This window comes from Aeromonas sp. Prich7-2 (assembly GCF_017939255.1).
GTDB lineage: Bacteria > Pseudomonadota > Gammaproteobacteria > Enterobacterales > Aeromonadaceae > Aeromonas > Aeromonas caviae.
Genome location: NZ_JAGKRI010000140.1, coordinates 1 through 17,949, shown reverse-complemented (window position 1 = coordinate 17,949; position 17,949 = coordinate 1). Strand labels below are relative to the sequence as shown.

Annotated in this window: 20 protein-coding genes; 8 read left to right on the top strand and 12 right to left on the bottom strand. The window is 64.4% G+C overall.

Going from position 1 to position 17,949, the window contains the following annotated elements; all coding sequences use genetic code 11:
• Nucleotides 1–136, top strand: a 136-nt coding sequence (locus J9892_RS17995; RefSeq protein WP_210538105.1) for a transposase, incomplete at its 5' end; no start/stop codon positions are given.
• Nucleotides 137–259: 123 nt separating this feature from the next.
• Here J9892_RS17995 and J9892_RS17990 read toward each other — a convergent pair.
• On the bottom strand, nt 260–694 hold the full coding sequence (locus J9892_RS17990) for a DMT family transporter (protein WP_113736103.1): 435 nt from the start codon (nt 692–694) through the stop codon (nt 260–262).
• Between the two features lie 10 nt (nt 695–704).
• Nucleotides 705–1,193, bottom strand: a complete 489-nt coding sequence (locus J9892_RS17985) for a DMT family transporter (protein ID WP_200163687.1) — start codon at nt 1,191–1,193, stop codon at nt 705–707.
• Between the two features lie 97 nt (nt 1,194–1,290).
• Between J9892_RS17985 and J9892_RS17980 the strand changes: the two genes are divergently transcribed.
• The 6 genes from J9892_RS17980 (at nt 1,291) to tauD (ending at nt 7,229) form a co-directional block, all read left to right on the top strand.
• Complete coding sequence (locus J9892_RS17980) at nt 1,291–2,184, top strand: LysR family transcriptional regulator (RefSeq protein ID WP_200163686.1); 894 nt, start codon at nt 1,291–1,293, stop codon at nt 2,182–2,184.
• Nucleotides 2,185–2,320: 136 nt separating this feature from the next.
• Nucleotides 2,321–3,424, top strand: coding sequence for a YdcF family protein (locus J9892_RS17975; protein ID WP_210538651.1), 1,104 nt, complete (start codon nt 2,321–2,323; stop codon nt 3,422–3,424).
• A 288-nt stretch (nt 3,425–3,712) separates the two neighbouring features.
• Nucleotides 3,713–4,687 (top strand): taurine ABC transporter substrate-binding protein, encoded by a 975-nt coding sequence (gene tauA / locus J9892_RS17970; RefSeq protein ID WP_042014206.1) that lies wholly within the window; start codon nt 3,713–3,715, stop codon nt 4,685–4,687.
• 16 nt (nt 4,688–4,703) lie between these two features.
• On the top strand, nt 4,704–5,471 hold the full coding sequence (gene tauB, locus J9892_RS17965) for a taurine ABC transporter ATP-binding subunit (RefSeq protein WP_113978026.1): 768 nt from the start codon (nt 4,704–4,706) through the stop codon (nt 5,469–5,471).
• A complete protein-coding gene (gene tauC / locus J9892_RS17960) occupies nt 5,468–6,298 on the top strand; it encodes a taurine ABC transporter permease TauC (protein WP_200163684.1) in 831 nt (276 codons plus the stop codon). The genes tauB and tauC overlap by 4 nt, the downstream gene beginning before the upstream one ends.
• Before the next feature lie 79 nt (nt 6,299–6,377).
• Complete coding sequence (gene tauD, locus J9892_RS17955) at nt 6,378–7,229, top strand: taurine dioxygenase (RefSeq protein ID WP_210538650.1); 852 nt, start codon at nt 6,378–6,380, stop codon at nt 7,227–7,229.
• Nucleotides 7,230–7,371: 142 nt separating this feature from the next.
• Here tauD and J9892_RS17950 read toward each other — a convergent pair whose 3' ends face one another.
• The 8 genes from J9892_RS17950 to J9892_RS17915 form a co-directional block, all read right to left on the bottom strand.
• Nucleotides 7,372–7,740: a DUF1428 domain-containing protein gene (locus J9892_RS17950; protein WP_201957287.1), complete on the bottom strand. Its 369-nt coding sequence runs from the start codon at nt 7,738–7,740 to the stop codon at nt 7,372–7,374.
• An 83-nt stretch (nt 7,741–7,823) separates the two neighbouring features.
• Nucleotides 7,824–9,185, bottom strand: a complete 1,362-nt coding sequence (locus J9892_RS17945) for an MFS transporter (RefSeq protein WP_052815585.1) — start codon at nt 9,183–9,185, stop codon at nt 7,824–7,826.
• 164 nt (nt 9,186–9,349) lie between these two features.
• Entirely contained in the window at nt 9,350–10,243 is an 894-nt protein-coding gene (cyoE, locus tag J9892_RS17940) for a heme o synthase (RefSeq protein WP_010673685.1), read from the bottom strand.
• 8 nt (nt 10,244–10,251) lie between these two features.
• Nucleotides 10,252–10,581 carry a cytochrome o ubiquinol oxidase subunit IV gene (locus J9892_RS17935; RefSeq protein WP_010673684.1) on the bottom strand — a complete coding sequence of 110 codons (330 nt, stop codon included), beginning with the start codon at nt 10,579–10,581 and terminating at the stop codon, nt 10,252–10,254.
• A complete protein-coding gene (locus tag J9892_RS17930; RefSeq protein ID WP_080560441.1) occupies nt 10,582–11,277 on the bottom strand; it encodes a cytochrome o ubiquinol oxidase subunit III in 696 nt (231 codons plus the stop codon). It abuts the gene before it with no gap.
• A complete protein-coding gene (gene cyoB / locus J9892_RS17925) occupies nt 11,198–13,174 on the bottom strand; it encodes a cytochrome o ubiquinol oxidase subunit I (protein ID WP_041211612.1) in 1,977 nt (658 codons plus the stop codon). The genes J9892_RS17930 and cyoB overlap by 80 nt, the downstream gene beginning before the upstream one ends.
• A gap of 3 nt (nt 13,175–13,177) precedes the next feature.
• Nucleotides 13,178–14,266 (bottom strand): cytochrome o ubiquinol oxidase subunit II, encoded by a 1,089-nt coding sequence (cyoA, locus tag J9892_RS17920; RefSeq protein ID WP_080767819.1) that lies wholly within the window; start codon nt 14,264–14,266, stop codon nt 13,178–13,180.
• Between the two features lie 506 nt (nt 14,267–14,772).
• Nucleotides 14,773–15,216 carry a carboxymuconolactone decarboxylase family protein gene (locus J9892_RS17915; protein WP_010673680.1) on the bottom strand — a complete coding sequence of 148 codons (444 nt, stop codon included), beginning with the start codon at nt 15,214–15,216 and terminating at the stop codon, nt 14,773–14,775.
• Between the two features lie 119 nt (nt 15,217–15,335).
• Between J9892_RS17915 and J9892_RS17910 the strand changes: the two genes are divergently transcribed.
• A complete protein-coding gene (locus tag J9892_RS17910; protein ID WP_210538649.1) occupies nt 15,336–16,244 on the top strand; it encodes a LysR family transcriptional regulator in 909 nt (302 codons plus the stop codon).
• A 90-nt stretch (nt 16,245–16,334) separates the two neighbouring features.
• Here J9892_RS17910 and J9892_RS17905 read toward each other — a convergent pair whose 3' ends face one another.
• Both J9892_RS17905 and J9892_RS17900 read right to left on the bottom strand, forming a co-directional pair.
• A complete protein-coding gene (locus J9892_RS17905) occupies nt 16,335–16,664 on the bottom strand; it encodes a DUF3634 family protein (protein ID WP_039039207.1) in 330 nt (109 codons plus the stop codon).
• 95 nt (nt 16,665–16,759) lie between these two features.
• Nucleotides 16,760–17,746, bottom strand: a complete 987-nt coding sequence (locus J9892_RS17900; RefSeq protein WP_210538653.1) for a nucleoside hydrolase — start codon at nt 17,744–17,746, stop codon at nt 16,760–16,762.
• Nucleotides 17,747–17,949 lie beyond the last annotated feature (203 nt).

Here is a 17,949-nt window from a genome sequence, read left to right as displayed (position 1 = left end):
CTACCCGATGCACACGAGTGTGCTGGAAGGGGTGAACAACAAGATCAAAGTGATAAAGCGTATGGCATATGGATTTAGGGACTCAGAATACTTTTTTCTGAAAATCAAGGCGGCCTTCCCCGGAAAGCCGCGATGAACCTTTTTTTCGCCTTTTCCTTTTCATCTGGGCCCTGATCCGGCTGGCGAGCCGCCTTTTGCATCCAGGCAGGGCGGCGCTCCTGTCATCCCTGCCGGTTTACCCAGGCCATCACAGCATCACTCACCCTCGGGAGCGCGACTTGCCGCCCTGCCAGCGTTGCAGCGCAGCCCCCGCCAGCACCAGCAGGATGCCGAGCAGATCGCTCGCGGCCAGCCGTCCGGCCAGGGCATCGAGCAGGGCGCCCCCCGCCAGTTGGCCCGTGACGATGAGCAGGGCGCAGGCCAGGGCGCCGATCCGGCCGATGGCCCAACTGCTGATGGCGACGAACAGCGCCCCCAGCACGCCGCCGAGCAGCAGCCAGGGATCGAGCCCGGCGAGCCGCTCCCAGGGTGCCCCTTTGAGGATGAGCAGGACGCCGAGCAGCCCGAAGCCGAGCAGGTGGTTGGCAAGGGAGGCCGTCATGGCGCCCCGGGCGCTGGCGAGGCGGCCATTGAGGGTGCGCGACAGGCTCACCGCCACGCCGTTCAGCAGTCCCAGCAGGATCAATAGGGTCATGGTGTCTCTCCTAACGCAGCACGATAAGCAGTGCGCCGGCCATCACCAGCAGGGCGGCGAGCGCGTCTTTTCCCGAGGGGCGGCGGCGAGCCAGTCCGAGCCAGCCGAGGCCATCGCACAGGGCACCAAACAGCAGCTGGCCGAGCAGCAGCAGGGCCAGGGTGCCCGCCATGCCGAGGGGCGAGTTGAGGCACAGGGCCGCCAGTACCACGGTGAGCGCCCCCGGCAGACCGCCGAGCCAGGCCCAGAGCGGGGCCGCCTCCGGCGTCGGGGGCCTTGGGGAGAGCCACCACAGGAGCGCGGCCACCAGGGTGCCGACCCCGTGGGCCAGCCAGCTCGCGAGCCAGGGGTCGGTGGCGCGGGCCAGGGCCCCGTTCTGGGCGATCATCAGCGCCAGCAGCAGGCCGGCAGCGAAGGCGGCCAGGGCGCCCAGGGTCTGGCCAAGTGTCTGGCCGAGGGCGGGGCGGCCGGAGCCGCGGTCAACAAGCGGGGGGATCATGGGGTCACTCCTTGGTTGAACTGACGAGCAGGGTAAATTGTTTTTAATTTGGGGATCTACCCTCCTGGAATAACTTTGTTTCCATATTGAGAACAACATGAACCAGGAAGCCTTCGCCCTGCTCCCGGCCTTCGTCGCCGTGGTGGAGTCGGGCACCTTCTCCGGCGCCGCCCGTCAGCTCGGTCTCAGCAAGTCGGTGCTGAGCAAGAAGGTGAGCCAGCTCGAGCAGGCCCTCGGCTGCCAGCTCCTCTATCGCACCACCCGCTCCCTCACCCTCACCGAGGCGGGGGAGCGCTACTTCGAGACGGTGCGCCATGCGGTGCGCCTGGCCTGCGACGGGGAAGATGCCATCGGCGCCCTGCAATCGGCCCCCCGCGGCCTGCTGCGGGTGACGGTGCCCATGGTCTATGGCCGCCGCCACATCGCCCCCCTTGTCCCGGAGTTTCTCGCCCTCCACCCCGAGGTGCAGTTGCAGCTCGAGATGAGCGACGACCAGCAGGATCTGGTGGCCGAGGGGTTCGACGTGGCGGTGCGCATCGGCGCGCTGGAGGATTCGAGCCTGGTCGCCCGCCGCCTCGCCCCCTGTCTCAGCACCCTGTGCGCCTCCCCCGCCTACCTGGCGAAGGCCGGTACGCCCCGCACCCCGGCCGATCTCGAGCGCCACAACTGCCTCTTCTACTCCCTGTTTCGCGGCGGCACCCAGTGGCGACTGCACGGGCCCGAGGGAGAGGTGGCCATCACCCCCAAGGGCAATTTCGAGGTCAACAACAGCGACGCCATCCACACCGCGCTGCTGGCGGGGCTCGGCATCGGCAACATGCCGGACTTCATCGTGGCGCGGGATCTCGCCGCCGGTCGGCTGGTGCCCCTGCTGCCAGACCATGCCCTGCCCGAGCACGGCATCTGGTGCCTCTATCCCAAGCGCCGCCACCTGCCCGCCAAGGTGGAGGCCTGGCTCGCCTTCCTGCAGGAGCGCCTGGGGCTGCGCTGAGGGCCCGATAACCGGAACGGTTCACGTTTTTTTCATCGGGAAGGGAGTAGAGTAGGCAGCAAACCAAGCATCTGTTTTGATTGGAGAAGCACTCCGGGGTCATGCCACGGCATGGCCCCCCAGGTGGAGTACCACGATGAAGAAAACCGCGATTGCCCTGACCCTGGCCAGCCTGCTGGCGCTGCCGCTCGTTGTCTTACCCAATGCCTGGGCCGCCCCGGTGCGCTCCCTGCAAAAGGAGCAGAATTACGAGCAGTTCATCAGCAAGCGCCAGGTGGTGGATCAGCTGCTGGCAGACGCTGCCCGCATCTTCCACTCCCCCGCCCGGGTCTCCGATGCGGGCTTCACCGCCAAGATGCCGAGCAACATGGAGCAGGTGACCACCCTGCTGCTGGAGGCCCACCAGCTCGAGCCCTATCGCACCGATCTGCTCGTCTCGGCGGCCAACGCCCAGATCTACAACGGCAACGTGGAGAGGGCCATCGCCCTGTTCGAGCAGGCCCAGAGCGCCGCGCCGGACGATCTGGACATCAACACCTATCTGGCCACCTGGCAGCGCTTCAAGGGCAACCAGGCCAAGGCCGATGGCTACCTCAAGCGGGTCGGCGAGCTCAATGCCGGTCGCGCCGCCGACTTGCAGCGGCTGTTCGCCACCGTGGACAGGGTGGTCGCCACCCCCCTCAAGGAGCGTCAGGGACGGGGCGAGAAGAAGGGGCGCCGCGCCATCGTCACCCTGGGCTATGCCCTCAATCCCGATGGCTCCATGAACGAGATCCTGCTGGGGCGCCTCGAGACCACCCGCGCCCTGGCCCAGGCCGATCCGGCGGCCCTCGTCATCCTCACCGGCGGTGTGCCCCAGAACCGCCAGACCGAGGGCAAGCAGATGGCGGACTGGCTGGCGAAAAAGGGCATCGACCGCTCCCGCATCATCGAGGAAAACTACGCCACCAGCACGGTGGAGAACGCCCTCTACAGCGGCTATGTCCTCGCCCGCCACGAGATTGAGTACGCCACCCTGGTGAGCTCGGCGAGCCATGTGCGCCGGGGCCAGACCCTGCTGGAAATCGCTTGCTGGCAGAGCGGCCCGGCGAACATCCGCATCGACAGCGTCGCCTACCCGGACAAGCCCCTCTCGGCCCTGGCCAAGGCAAGCCCGGAGGAGCTGCTTGGCATCTACCGGGACGCCCTGCGCACCTATGGCCTGTGGAGCTACCGCTCGGCCCCGCTGGTGGAGCGCTGATCCCCCGGCCCCGCCACCCTGGCGGGGCCTTTTCCTCTCTTCCCCCTACCAGTCACTGCGCCCCCTGGTGGCTGGCCCCTGCACGCACCTACTGGCCCCTTGCGCCAGCCACCCGATAGACGGCGGGTGAGCAAGCTATCCACTTTCTGGCATATCTCAATCAGATCATTGATTTACCGTTCTTTTTCTAAGAACCAAACGGCATGAGAACACCCTTCTCGTTCCTTCGCCCTCGGGGATGTTCAGATAAAGATGTGGCTTCCAACACCCCCAACAAGGAAGTGCATCATGACAGCAAAAGGCATCTCTCTGTGGCTCGCGGCCTCCATGCTGCTCGGCCAGTCCGCCCAGGCCCTCGACGTCACCGTGGCCTACCAGACCTCCGCCGAACCCGCCAAGGTAGCCCAAGCCGACAACAGCTTCGCCAGGGAGAGCGGCGCCACCGTGGATTGGCGCAAGTTTGACAGCGGCGCCAGCGTGGTACGGGCGCTCGCCTCTGGCGACGTGCAGATAGGCAACATCGGCTCCAGCCCCCTGGCGGTGGCGGCGAGCCAGAATCTGCCCATCGAGGTGTTCCTGCTCGCCTCCAAGCTCGGGGAGTCCGAGGCCCTGGTGGTGAAGCAGGGGCTCGCAAAACCCGAGGATCTCGCGGGCAAGCGCATCGCCGTGCCCTATACCTCCACCACCCACTACAGCCTGCTGGCGGCCCTCAAGCACTGGAACGTCGACCCCGCGACGCTGCAGATCGTCAACCTGCAACCACCGGCCATCATCGCTGCCTGGCAGCGGGGCGACATCGACGGCGCCTATGTCTGGGCCCCCGCCCTCAACCAGCTCACCAAGGAGGGCAAGGTGCTGACCGACTCCGCCCAGGTGGGTGACTGGGGGGCGCCGACCCTGGACGTCTGGGTGGTGCGCAAGGACTTTGCCAAGGCCCACCCCGAAGTGGTGCAGGCCTTCGTGAACAGCACCCTGGCCGCCCAGCGCGACTACCTGGCCAACCCCGACGGCTGGCTCACCAAGCCGGACAACCTCGCCAAGCTGGCCAAACTGAGCGGCGTTCCCGAGGCGGACGTTCCCGCGCTGGTGAAGGGCAACACCTACCTCGATGCGAAGGCCCAGAGTGCCGAGCTCGGGCGCCTCGTCAACCAGACCATCATCGACACCGCCCGCTTCCTCGAGAGCCAGGGCAAGGTCGCGAACGCCGCCTCGGACTACCGCCAGTTCGTGACCGATCGCTTCGTGAAAGCCGTGGCCCAGTAAATCCAAGGAGACGACCATGCTGCAGCTCTCTCATGTGTGCGCCGAGTACGCCGGCAGGCGGGTGCTCGACAACATCAACCTCTCCCTGTCCGAGGGGGAGCTGATGGTGGTGCTGGGGCCCTCGGGCTCGGGCAAGACGACCCTCCTCAACCTGGTGGCGGGCTTCGAGCCTTGCCACCACGGCCAGATAAGCCTTGAGGGCAAGCCGGTCACCGGCCCCGGCGCCGAGCGCGGCGTGGTGTTCCAGAGCGAGGGGCTGCTGCCCTGGCGAAACGTGCGAGACAACGTGGCCCTCGGCCTGCAGCTGGCGGGCGTACCCAGTGCCGAGCGCACCGAACAGGCCCAGGCACTGCTGCGTCAGGTGGGGCTGGAGGGGGCCGGCGATCGCGCCATCTGGCAGCTCTCCGGCGGCCAACGCCAGCGGGTCGGCATCGCCCGGGCCCTCGCCACCCAGCCCCGCCTGCTCCTGCTGGACGAGCCCTTCGGCGCCCTGGACGCCTTCACCCGGGAGCAGATGCAGACTCTGCTGCTGCGCCTGTGGCACGAGCACCGGCGTCAGGTGCTGCTCATCACCCACGACATCGAGGAGGCCATCTTCATGGCCACCGATCTGGTGCTGCTCTCCCCCTCCCCCGGGCGGGTGACGGAGCGGCTGACCCTGGATTTCGGTCGCCGCTTCGCCGCCGGGGAGCCCTGCCGCAGCATCAAGTCCGATCCGGCCTTCATCGAGCGCCGTGAATACGTGCTGGAACGGGTGTTCGCAGAGCGGGAGGCCTTCGCATGACCCTCGCCCTCGCCCGGCAACGGGATGTCACCCACACACGGGCAGCGGGCTGGCCCCTGCCCCGCCGTCTGACCCTGAGCCTCGCCACCCTGATCGTGCTGCTGGCCCTGTGGTGGCTGGTGGCCCACTTCGGCTGGGTCGATCCCCTGTTCCTGCCACCCCCACAGCGGGTGCTGGCACAGCTCATCACCATCGCAGGCCCAACGGGCTTTATGGATGCCACCCTGTGGCAACACCTGGGGGCCAGCCTGGGGCGCATCCTGGTGGCGCTCGCTGCCGCGGCGTTCTTTGGCATCACGGTGGGCATCGCCATGGGGCTCTCCCCCACGGTGCGCGGCGTGCTGGATCCCCTCATTGAGCTCTACCGCCCGGTGCCGCCGCTCGCCTACCTGCCACTCATGGTGATCTGGTTTGGCATCGGCGAGACCTCCAAGGTGCTGCTCATCTATCTGGCCATCTTCGCGCCCGTGGCCCTGGCGACCCTGGTGGGGGTGCAGAGCGCCAACGCGATGCGAGTGCGGGCTGCGCAGGCGCTGGGCGCATCCCGGTCCCAGGTGCTCTGGCACGTGATCCTGCCCGGCGCCCTGCCGGACATCCTGACCGGGCTGCGCATCGGGCTCGGGGTGGGCTGGTCCACCCTGGTGGCGGCCGAGCTTATCGCCGCCACCCGGGGGGTGGGCTTCATGGTGCAATCCGCCGGCGAGTTTCTCGCCACCGACGTGGTGCTGGCGGGCATCCTGGTGATCGCCCTGATCGCCTTCGTACTGGAACTGGGACTGCGCGCCCTGCAGCGCAGGCTCACCCCCTGGCATGGAGAAGGACAATGAGCCACAGGCTGACCTCTTTCCTTCGCCCCCCTTTCCTATTGGTATCGGGCCTTCACGCCCCCAGACATGGAGCAAGACCATGACCGACAAGTTGACCATTACCCCCCTCGGCCCCCACATCGGCGCCGTCATCGCCGGCGTCAATCTGGCCGAGCCCCTGAGCCAGGAGCAGTTCGAGCAGCTCCATCGCGCCCTGCTCAAATACCAGGTGCTGTTCTTTCGCAACCAGCCCATCACCCCGCGAGCCCAGCGGGCGCTGGCGAACCGCTTCGGGGATCTGCACATCCACCCCGTCTACCCCCACACGGAGGAGGCCGAGGAGATCATCGTGCTCGATACCCACGATGACAATCCGCCGGACAACGACAACTGGCACACCGACGTGACCTTTATCGAGACGCCCCCGGCACTGGCCATTCTGGCCGCCAAGCAGCTGCCCCCCACCGGGGGGGACACCCTCTGGGCCAGCGGCATCGCGGCGCTGGCGGCCCTCTCCCCGCCCCTGCAAACCCTGCTGGCAGGGCTGGAAGCCGAGCACGACTTCACCAAGTCCTTCCCGGCCCATCGCCATGATGACAGCGAGGAGGAGCGCCAGCGCTGGCAGGCGGCCGTGGCCCGTCACCCGCCCCTGCGCCACCCGGTGATCCGCACCCACCCGGTGAGCGGCCGTCAGGCCCTGTTCGTCAACGAGGGGTTCACCACCCGGCTGCCCGGGCTGCCCCCCAAAGAGAGCGAGGCCCTGCTCGGCTTTCTGTTCGAGCACATCACCCGCCCCGAGTTTCAGGTGCGCTGGCGCTGGCAGGAGAACGACATCGCCATCTGGGACAACAGGGTGACCCAGCACTATGCCAATGCCGACTACCTGCCAGCCCGCCGGGTGATGCACAGGGCCACCATTCTCGGGGACAAGCCCTTCTGGCGCCCGGGCTGAACGTCCCCCATGGAGAGCGACCATGAGATAACGCCCAGCAAAAAGCCCGCCGGCTGGCGGGCTTTTTCATCATCTGACGGGCCTGGGTGTTGCTATCGGCCCTTGCGCTCCGGCCACCAGGGTGAAGCCCCGATGGCCGGTCTCAGCCCTTGAGCTCCAGCACGGTGGTGAAGCCTCCGAAGATCATGCGGGCGCCGTCAAACGGCATGGTCTGGTGCAGGGGATTGGCGGGGTCCATCCTGGGGTCCTGCATCATCTTGCCCATGGCGTCGTCCCGCACCGCCTTGCTCGGCCACTCCACCCAGGAGAAGACCACGGTTTCATCCTCCCTGGCCGCCACCGCCCGATAAAAGTCGGTCTGCTTGCCGTGGGGCACGTCGTCCCCCCAGCACTCCAGCATCCGGGTGGCGCCGTATTCGAGGAAGATGGGGTCAAACTGCCCCGCATGATCGATCAGGGCCTGCTTGTTGGCCGTCGGCACGGCGAGCACGAATCCGTCCACGTATGACATCAGAGGTTCCTCCAGTGAGTGAGGATCTCAGCATAGCAGCCGCCCATCAGCCCGCGCTCTGCGCCGCCCCGCGCAGCCAGCCATCACAACGAGACCAGCCGCTCCAGATCGCTGCGGGTCAGGCGCTTGCTGTCCACCTTCACGTAGAGGGAGTGTTCCTCGCGCACCAGCAGCACGTCGCTTACCCCCTCGCAGGCGCGGATCCGCTGCTCCAGGGCCGGGGTGGCCTCGACCCCTTCCGGCAGCACGATGCGCAGGCTGCTCACATAGGGGGGCTCGGCCATGGTGAGGCTCACCCCGAGCCAGGCGAGGGCCAGGGCGGCGCAACCGCCAAACACCAGGGGGCCGCCCCCCAGGCTGTAGAGCAGGCCGCCGAGACTGCCGCCGATGGCGACCCCGAGGAACTGACTGGTGGAGTAGACCCCCATGGCGGTGCCCTTGTAGCCCGGCGGAGACTCCTTGCTGATAAGAGACGGCAGCAGCGCCTCCATCACGTTGAAGCCGATGAAGAAGAGCTGCAACCCGGCGAGCAGACCCCACAGCTGCTGGCCGCTCTGCCAGAACACCAGCTCGGCGGCCAGCATCACCACCACGCACCCGATGAAGACCCGCTTCATCTGGCGGTGCTTCTCGGCATAGATGATGAAGGGCACCACGCTCACGAAGGCGATCAGCATGGTGACCAGATAGGCCTGCCACTGGCTGTCACGGGGCAGGCCTGCACGTTCCAGCAGGGGCGGCAGGGCCACGAAGCTCGACATCAGCAGGGTGTGGACGCAGAGGATGCCGAGGTTGAGTTTGAGCAGGCGAGGGTTGGTGAGCACGGTACGAAAGCTGCCTCGCACCATGGCGGACTCGCGATTTTGCAGGTGGGCCGCCGGGGTCGGCACCACCCAGAGCACCATGGCGATGGCGGCCAGGGCCAGCAGGGCGATGAGCCAGAAGAGGCCGGACAAGCCCAGGGCATGGGTGATGAGGGGGCCGGTCACCATGGCGATGGCGAAGGTGATGCCAAAGCTCACCCCGATGAAGGCCATCGCCTTGGTGCGATTCTGCTCCCGGGTGAGATCCGACAGGAGCGCCATGACGGCGGCGGAGATGGCGCCGCTCCCTTGCAGGGCGCGCCCGACGATGACCCCCCAGATGGCGTCGCTCAGGGCGGCGATGACGCTGCCAAGGGCAAACATCAGCAGGCCGCCAACGATGAGGGGCTTGCGTCCCACCTTGTCGGAGAGCAGGCCGAAGGGGATCTGGAACAGGGCCTGGGTCATGCCGTAGATGCCGATGGCAAGCCCGATGAGCGCCTCGGAGGCGCCCGCCAGGGACATGCCGTAGGTGGTCAGCACCGGCAGCACCATAAACATGCCGAGCATGCGCAGCGAGAAGACGGAGCCGAGCGCCCAGGTCGCGCGTCGCTCGCCCCTCGTCATGGTGAAATCATTCATGAGGGCCTCGATGAGTCAAAAAGAAGAGAGAAAGAAAGGGGTGACAGGCGCCCGGCCGCCCCGAAAAATCGGCGATGCCCCTCGCAGGGCGGCGCCCATAATAGCAGAGCCGGGAAGATTCCCGGCTCTGGATTTCATGCATTTCAGGGGGGCAGTTCACACTATCAGGGCAGCATGCTCACCAATACCGGCGCTGCGTCCGGCTGGAAGTCCACCGACATCATTACGCTCAGGCAAGTAATGGTGACGATGGAGAACATGAACAGCTTGCGCGCCCAGAGGGAGTCGTCCACCGCCGCCTTGTAGCCCGACAGCGCCATCCCCAGCCACCAGACGCTCACCGCGGTGGCCACCACCAGATACTTGTAACCGGCGTAGCCGCCGAGGAACAGCATCAGGGTCGGCACCATGAACGCCAGGATGTAGAGGGTGATGTGGAGCTTGGCCACCGGGATCCCCTTCACCACCGGCAGCACCGGGATGTTGGCGGCCTGGTAGTCCTTGAAGCGGAAGATGGCGATCGCATAGGAGTGCGGCATCTGCCACAGGCTGAAGATCGCCAGCAGGATCAGGGCCCCCGAGTCGAACTGCCCGCTCACCGCGCAGTAGCCGATGACCGGCGGCGCGGCGCCGGAGAGGCTGCCGACCAGGGTGCCATAGACCGAGTGGCGCTTCATGTAGAGGCTGTAGACCCCCACATAAACCAGGAAGCCCAGCACCGCCAGCAAGGCGGCCAACGGATTGGCCGCAAAGTAGAGCAGTGCAATGCCCGCAACGCCCAGCGCCGTCGCATACCAGAGGGAGACACCGGGGGCGATGAGCCCCCGCACCAGGGCGCGGTTCTTGGTGCGCTCCATGATGCAGTCGATGTCCCGGTCGATGTAGTTGTTGAACACGCAACCGGAGGCCACCACCAGTGACACCCCCACCATGGTCAGGATGAACAGGGGCACATCCAGGCTCCCCTTCGAGGCCAGCAGGAATCCCCCGATAACCGAGATGAGGTTGCCGAAGATGATGCCCGGCTTGGTCACTTGCAGGTATTGCTTCATCATCATCAACCCGCTCAGTGAACCATCATGTTGATGTTGAGGTTGTACATGATCCACAGGGAACCCACGACCACGATGGCGATGATGAGCACGGTAAAGACCAGTGCCACCAGGTTCCAGCGCTCCTCGGAGGAGGTGTTCATGTGCAGGAAGTAGACCAGGTGTACGAAGATCTGCACCACCGCCATGGCCACCACGGTGCCGAGCACCACGGCGTGGGAGGCGGAGCCGTCCATCACCATCCAGAACGGCACGGCGGTCAGGATGAGTGACAGCACAAAACCGATCATGTAGGACTTGACGCTGCCGTGGCTGGCGCCGTGATTGTCAACGGAATGACTCATTTACATGACCCCCATCAGATAGACCACGGTGAAGACGCAGATCCATACCACGTCGAGGAAGTGCCAGAACAGGCTCAGGCACATCAGGCGAGTGCGGTTGCGCTCGGTCAGCCCCTTCTTGGTGATCGACACCATCATCACGATGATCCAGACCAGGCCGCTGGTCACGTGGATACCGTGGGTCCCCACCAGGGTGAAGAAGGCAGAGAGGAAGCCGCTGCGATCCGGGCCCGCCTCGTGCACGATCAGGTGATGGAACTCGTAGATTTCCATCGCGATGAAGCCGGCACCCAGCAGGAAGGTGACGAACAGCCAGGTGTTGACCGCCGCGACCTTGTTCTTGTTCATGGCCAGCATGCCGAACCCGAAGGTGATGGAGCTCAGCAGCAGCAGCATGGTTTCGGCGAACACGAACGGCAGTTCGAAGATGTCCTTGCCGGTGGGGCCGCCGGCAGTGCCGTTGACCAGGACCGCATAGGTCGCGAACAGGGTCGCGAACAGGATGCAGTCACTCATCAGGTAGATCCAGAAACCGAATACCTTGGTGGCACCGGCATCGTGGTGCCCATCCTCATGGGCACCGTGAGAGTGATGTAGTACGTCAGTCGCCATGGAATTAAGCCACCTTGTTGATGTTGTCGAAATGCTGACCTTCGATGCGCTCGATCTCGTCAACCTGTACGTAGTAGTCCACATCGTCGTTGAAGCTGTGGATGATCCAGGTGGCGATCATGCCGATGAAGCCGGCGATGGCCATCCACCAGATGTGCCAGATCATGGCAAAGCCGAACACCACGCTGAAGGCGGCGATGATGACACCGGCACCGGAGTTCTTAGGCATGTGGATGGGGGCATACTGGGCAGGCTTCTTGTAAGCGCTGCCGTCAGCCTTGGCTTCCCAGAAGGCGTCCAGACCGGTGACCTTCGGCTCGATGGCGAAGTTGTAGAACGGCGGCGGAGAGGACGTCGCCCACTCCAGGGTACGGCCACCCCAGGGATCGCCGGTCAGGTCGCGGTTCTTCTCGCGGTCGCGGATGCTGACCACGATCTGGATGACCTGGCACAGCACGCCCAGGGCAATCAGACCGGCGCCGCAGGCGGCGACCACCAGCCAGCCGTGGAACTCGGGATCGATGTTCTGGCTGACACGACGGGTCATGCCCATGAAGCCCAGCACGTAGAGCGGCATGAAGGCCACGAAGAAGCCGGTGATCCAGCACCAGAAGGCACGCTTGCCCCAGACGTCATCCAGCTTGAAGCCGAACGCTTTCGGGAACCAGTAGGTGATACCGGCGAAGCAGCCGAACACCACGCCGCCGATGATGACGTTGTGGAAGTGGGCGATGAGGAACAGGCTGTTGTGCAGCACGAAGTTGGCGGCCGGCACGGAGAGCAGTACCCCGGTCATGCCACCCACGGTGAAGGTGATGATGAAGCCGACGGTCCACAGCATGGGGGAGGTGAACTCGATGCGACCGCGGTACATGGTGAACAGCCAGTTGAAGATCTTCACCCCGGTCGGGATGGAGATGATCATGGTGGTGATGCCGAAGAAGGCATTCACGTTGGCGCCGGACCCCATGGTGAAGAAGTGGTGCAGCCAGACGATGAACGACAGCACGGTGATCGCCACGGTTGCCCACACCAGGGAGGTGTAACCGAACAGCTTCTTCTTGCAGAAGGTCGCCACCACTTCGGAGAAGATCCCGAACACCGGCAGCACCAGGATGTACACCTCGGGGTGACCCCAGGCCCAGATCAGGTTGATGTACATCATCATGTTGCCACCCATGTCATTGGTAAAGAAATGGGTACCCAGGTAGCGGTCTGCGGTGAGCAGGGCGATGGTGACGGTCAGGATCGGGAAGGAGGCGATGATCAGGATGTTGGCACACAGGGCGGTCCAGGTGAAGACCGGCAGGCGCATCATGGTCATGCCAGGGGCACGCATGCGGATGATGGTGGCGAAGAAGTTCACGCCGGTCAGCAGGGTCCCCAGACCCGAAATCTGCAGACTCCATATCCAGTAATCGACCCCGACCCCGGGACTGAACTCCAGCCCCGACAAGGGCGGATAGGCCAGCCAGCCGGTCTGGGCAAATTCACCGACCCCGAGGGAGACGTTGATCAGCACCACGGCCGCGGCGGTGAACCAGAAGCTCAGGTTGTTCAGGAAGGGGAAGGCCACGTCACGGGCACCGATTTGCAGCGGCACCACGATGTTCATCAGACCGATCACCAGCGGCATGGCCACGAAGAAGATCATGATGACGCCGTGGGCGGTGAAAATCTGGTCGTAGTGGTGGGCATTCAGGTAGCCTTCGCCACCGCCGGAGGCGATGACCTGCTGGCCACGCATCAGCACGGCGTCGGCAAAGCCACGCAGCAGCATGACCATGCCCAGAATGAGATACATGATACCGAGGCGTTTGTGGTCGACCGAGGTCAGCCACTCTTTCCACAGATATTGCCACTTGCCGTAGTAAGTGATGAGACCGGCGATGGCCAGGCCCCCCAGAATGATACCGGCTATCGTGACCATGATGATGGGTTCATGGTACGGAATAGCCTCGAGTGTCAATTTTCCAAACATCGATTATTCCTCGGATCCTGCTTTCACACTCTTGTCGGCCGACATGGCCATGTGTCCGGCATGGGCGTCATGGTTCATGGCCTGGTTCTCCATGGCGTCCTCTTGCGAGGCCTCATGGTTCATCCCTTCGTGGTCCATGGCACCCGCTTTCGGGGCGGCGTCATGGTTCATGGCCTCGTGGTTCATGCCCTCGTGATCCGCGGAGCCCGCAGCCGGGGTGGCGTGACCACCATGGGACATGCCGCCCATGAACTTGTTGATGATGTTGACGAACAGCTTGGGATCGGCGCTGGCGAAGTACTCCACCGGGTGGTTTTCGCTCTTCTTGGCCAGGGCATTGAACTCATCCATGGTGCTCAGGGCCTTGGAAGAGGCCTTCACCTTGGCTACCCAGGCGTCGAAACCGGCTTGGTCCTGGGTCGCGATGGCCTTGAACTTCATGCCGGAGAAACCGGCACCGCTGTAACCGCCGGAGATGCCCTTGTACTCGCCCGCCTCGTTGGCAATCAGGTGCAGCTTGGTCTGCATGCCGGCCATGGCGTAGATCTGGCCGCCCAGTTGCGGGATGAAGAAGGAGTTCATCACGGTGTCGGAGGTCACCCGGAAGTTGACCGGGGTGTTGACCGGGAAGGCCAGTTCGTTGACCGATGCAATGCCCAGCTCCGGATAGACGAACAACCACTTCCAGTCCAGGGAAATGACATCCACCTGAACCGGTTTGACGTCCGATTCCAGCGGCTTGTAGGGGTCGAGGGAGTGGGAAGTTTTCCAGGTGATCACCGCCAGGATGACGATGATGATGACGGGTACAGTCCAGACGACTGCCTCAATCTTGTTGGAGTGGGCCCAGTCCGGCGCATAGGTGGCACTGGTGTTGGACGCCCGGTATTTGTAGGCGAACGCCACCGCCATGACAATCACGGGCACCACCACGATCAGCATCAAGCCGAGTGCGGTGAGTATCAGTGACTTCTGCTCCATACCGACCTGCCCCTTGGGGCTCATCAGTGCCATGTCGCAGCCACTCAGCAAGCTGGCGGTCGCGAGCAGCAGCAAAGCGCCCAAGCCCCTCTTCACATCAAAGAGTCTCATGCAATGTCCTCATCTTTTGAAGGCTTATTGGTATAAAAAAATGCAGCATTTTATTGCATCAGACCGGCATGTGAACAACATGAAAAATTAATCCCCAAAATGTTCAAAAGGTGATGGAAAGCGGTATCAGATGTTAATCCCTTGACAATGACCAATTTATTCAAGTTACACCGCGGCAATTCATCTTCCGTTAATCTCTCGCGCCACCAAAAGTGACCACCAATTAACCAAAAAGATCCATCTGGTCTGTTTTTAACCCGCCATTGCGATCAAAAAAGAGCCATACAGCCCCTTTTCGACTCACAGGTCATTTTTCCACACCTTGATCTGGATGGGTGTTTTTCGGGGAAGATTAAAAAAATAATTAATCAAACGAATGTATGATTAACTTCCCGCCCCCCGACAACGGTCGCAACCCCTGGCGCCAGAAGGCACACTTCGTAACAAAACGGGCCCTTGTGCGGGCCCGTTGACAATCGTTTTCTCTCCCTCCCTCGGAGTCGGAGTCAGGAGTGATCGTGTTCCATCCGGGTCGCCACGGCGATCCGGTTCCAGGCGTTGATGGTGACCACCTGCACCAGACACTGGGCCAGCAGGGTTTCTCCCAGTTGGGCCAGCGCCGCCTCATAGGTCTGCGTCGTGAGCCCCTTGTCGGCGATCAGGGTCACCTCGTCGGTCAGGGCCAGCACCGCCCGCTCCCGGGCGTCGAACAGCGGCGACTCCTGCCAGGCGGCCAGCGCCAGCAGACGCTGGGCACTCTCTCCGTGCTTCATCGCCACGTCGGCGTGCATCTCGATGCAGTAGGCGCAGCCGTTGATCATGGAGGCGCGGAGCTTGATGAGTTCCTTGAGCGACAGGGGAATGTCGGTGCCCCCGAGGTAGGACTCGAGGCCCATCATGGCCGAGACGGCGGCGGGCACCTGGTTGGCGAGCTGGATACGGTGTGACATGGCAAGACTCCTGTGATGGACCCCGGATGGGGCGGTGAGCTGATTGTTCACTTTTTCATTGTTGATTAGAATATCGTCATAACCTGCAACAGTTTTGCGTTTATCGCAAAGGTGAATCCATGCTGGATCGCATCCGCATCCTGGCCCAGGTGGTGGAATCGGGCAGTTTCTCCCGTGCCGCCCGCGCCCTCAACCAGGCCCCCTCCTCCGTGACCCGTGCCATCGACGCCCTGGAGCAGCAGCTCGGGATCCCGCTCTTCAAGCGCAGCACCCGCCAACTGGTGCTGACCGAGCAGGGCGCCTATTTTCTCGCCCGCTCCCTGTCCCTGCTGGAGGAGGCGGATCAGCTGGTGCAATCCCTGCAACCCCTCTCGGTGGCGCCAGAGGGGCCGCTGCGGGTCTCGGTGTTCGAGAGCTTCGGCGCGTCCTGGCTCTCTCCCCGCCTGCCCGACTTCCTCGCCCGCTACCCCGGGGTGCGCCTGGAGGTTGCGCTGGACAACCGCATGGTGGATCTCGATGCCGAGAACGTGGACGTGGCGGTGCGCATCGGCAAGCCCGCCGACAGCAGCCTGCACACTCGCCATCTGCTCACCAACCGCTCGCTGCTGGTCGCCTCCCCCGCCTATCTGGCCCGCCATGGCGAACCCGCCCATCCCGCCGAGCTGGCCCACCACAACTGCCTCATTCGCGGGCATGGGCGCCAACGCCAGCACTGGTACTTCCAGCAGGGCACGGAGCGCGAGAAGGTGGCGGTGCAGGGCAACCTCGCCTCGGTCGGGGGCACGCCCCTGCTCTGCGCCGCCCTCGCGGGGTGCGGCGTGCTGCTGCTGTCGAGTTGGATGGTGCAGCAAGGCATCGACGAGGGCACCCTGCTGCCGCTGCTGCCAGAGTGGCTCGCCTCCCCCTACGAGGATCGCCAGGACGAGATCCACGCGGTGTTTCGTGGCGGCCGCTTCCTCAAACCCCAGACCCGCGCCTTCATCGACTTTCTGGTCGAGGCGATCAGGCCCCTGCAAGGGCCGCGCTGACCGCAACAGAGCCTCATGGCGAAACCCTGAAAACGCAGACGCCGGGCTCAGGGCCCGGCGTCTGGAAATGAGGGTCGCCACGGCGACCGCTCAGCGTGATTTTCGCCCGTCAGGGCTCGGGGAGAGCCCCCGGTAATCCCCGTAGGGGAAGATGTTGCGCAGGCGCTGGGCCACGGGCTCGGGGATGGAGCGGGAGAAGACCAGCCTCACCCCGTTGCCGTCCCGCAGGCCCAGGATGCGCCCGCGCACCGGCTCATGGTGCAGGATCTGGGTCGCCTGGGTCACAAAGCGCGGCGGCACCGAGCCCCGCTTCACCACCACCTTGCCCGGCGCGAGCCGGACCTCGAACAGGGCGCCGCGCCCCAGCGTCATCAACCACCCGATCAGGGCTATCGCCACCAACAGAGACAACCAGGCCATTGCGTCTTCCTCCCGTCAACCCGATGTTCGCCAGTATAACCGGGGGCGCCTCACCATGACCCGGCCGCCATCACGCTTTCACTCACTGCCGGGCCTTATCGGCGCCCCTTGCCCCAGGCCACCAGGGTATCCCGATAGAGGGCGAGCAGGGCCTGATCCCGCACCGCGATCCCGACCTGCTGGGCCGGGCAGTCGGCCCACTCGTCATGGGGATGGCGGGTGTCGTCAAATTTTTGCAGGGTATGGCCGATGGCGGGCCCCTCGGTGATGACCCGCACCGGCCCCTTGCGCAGGGTGAACAGCGCAGGATCGATCACATAGGCGATGGCGGAGGGATCGTGCACATGGCACCCCGCCATGCCAATGCGCTCGGAATAGAAGCGCAGGTAGAAGCGGCTGACATCCCACAGGAAGCGGCCCGGCTCCCCCGCATCATCCCGCAGGGCATCCAGATAGTCGGCGGTGAAGATGCTCTGCTGGGTGACGTCGAGCCCGATGATCACCAGGGGCCAGGGGGCGGTGAAGACCCGGTCCGCCGCATCGGGATCGTCGTGGATATTGGCCTCGGCATAGGGGGTCACGTTGCCGCGATGGCCGTTGACGCCAAAGGCGCCGCCCATCACGACCACTTCTTTCACCAGGGCGGCTACTTCGGGGGCCGCCTCGAGCGCCAGCGCCAGGTTGGTGAGGGGACCGATGGTCACCAGGGTGATCTCGCCGGGATGGGCCTTCACCGTCTCGACGATGTATTGCCAGGCCGGGCGGGGATCCGGGATGAGGGTCACCTCCCCCGCCTGGACGTCGCCAAAGCCGCTCGGGCCGTGCACCACCGTCGTCGGCCCCACGGGCTCGCGCAGCAGCGGCGCGGCGGCGCCCCGGGCCACGTCCGCCTTCATGCCATATTTTTGCTTGAGCCAGAGGGCGTTGCGGGTGCCATTTTCGATGGTGGCATTGCCAAACACCGTGGTGATGGCGAGCAATTCGATGGCAGGGTGCGCCTCGGCAAACAGAATGGCCATGGCATCGTCGATGCCGGGATCGGTATCCAGAATGATCTTGTGGGTCTTGACATCCTCCCCCACCTTAGCGCTTCGCGTCACAGGAGGGGGATTCCCATTACTGGGTGATAGCTGCTCGCACAGTACCGGGTTCCTGCTTCATCGGGCGGCCTGATTGCACCACGCCTCCACAGGCTAAAACGGCGTGTCCCGCCGCTAAAATATTGCGAGCGCCGTTCACATCGGCGTTCGCCTCATAACCACACGCAGCGCATTTAAACTGGCTT

Coding starts and splice junctions, on each gene's coding strand:
- J9892_RS17990 (WP_113736103.1), bottom strand. CDS start 694: ATGACCCTATTGATCCTGCTGGGACTGCTGAACGGCGTGGCGGTGAGC.
- J9892_RS17985 (WP_200163687.1), bottom strand. CDS start 1,193: ATGATCCCCCCGCTTGTTGACCGCGGCTCCGGCCGCCCCGCCCTCGGC.
- J9892_RS17980 (WP_200163686.1), top strand. CDS start 1,291: ATGAACCAGGAAGCCTTCGCCCTGCTCCCGGCCTTCGTCGCCGTGGTG.
- J9892_RS17975 (WP_210538651.1), top strand. CDS start 2,321: ATGAAGAAAACCGCGATTGCCCTGACCCTGGCCAGCCTGCTGGCGCTG.
- tauA (WP_042014206.1), top strand. CDS start 3,713: ATGACAGCAAAAGGCATCTCTCTGTGGCTCGCGGCCTCCATGCTGCTC.
- tauB (WP_113978026.1), top strand. CDS start 4,704: ATGCTGCAGCTCTCTCATGTGTGCGCCGAGTACGCCGGCAGGCGGGTG.
- tauC (WP_200163684.1), top strand. CDS start 5,468: ATGACCCTCGCCCTCGCCCGGCAACGGGATGTCACCCACACACGGGCA.
- tauD (WP_210538650.1), top strand. CDS start 6,378: ATGACCGACAAGTTGACCATTACCCCCCTCGGCCCCCACATCGGCGCC.
- J9892_RS17950 (WP_201957287.1), bottom strand. CDS start 7,740: ATGTCATACGTGGACGGATTCGTGCTCGCCGTGCCGACGGCCAACAAG.
- J9892_RS17945 (WP_052815585.1), bottom strand. CDS start 9,185: ATGAATGATTTCACCATGACGAGGGGCGAGCGACGCGCGACCTGGGCG.
- cyoE (WP_010673685.1), bottom strand. CDS start 10,243: ATGATGATGAAGCAATACCTGCAAGTGACCAAGCCGGGCATCATCTTC.
- J9892_RS17935 (WP_010673684.1), bottom strand. CDS start 10,581: ATGAGTCATTCCGTTGACAATCACGGCGCCAGCCACGGCAGCGTCAAG.
- J9892_RS17930 (WP_080560441.1), bottom strand. CDS start 11,277: ATGTGGACTACTACGTACAGGTTGACGAGATCGAGCGCATCGAAGGTC.
- cyoB (WP_041211612.1), bottom strand. CDS start 13,174: ATGTTTGGAAAATTGACACTCGAGGCTATTCCGTACCATGAACCCATC.
- cyoA (WP_080767819.1), bottom strand. CDS start 14,266: ATGAGACTCTTTGATGTGAAGAGGGGCTTGGGCGCTTTGCTGCTGCTC.
- J9892_RS17915 (WP_010673680.1), bottom strand. CDS start 15,216: ATGTCACACCGTATCCAGCTCGCCAACCAGGTGCCCGCCGCCGTCTCG.
- J9892_RS17910 (WP_210538649.1), top strand. CDS start 15,336: ATGCTGGATCGCATCCGCATCCTGGCCCAGGTGGTGGAATCGGGCAGT.
- J9892_RS17905 (WP_039039207.1), bottom strand. CDS start 16,664: ATGGCCTGGTTGTCTCTGTTGGTGGCGATAGCCCTGATCGGGTGGTTG.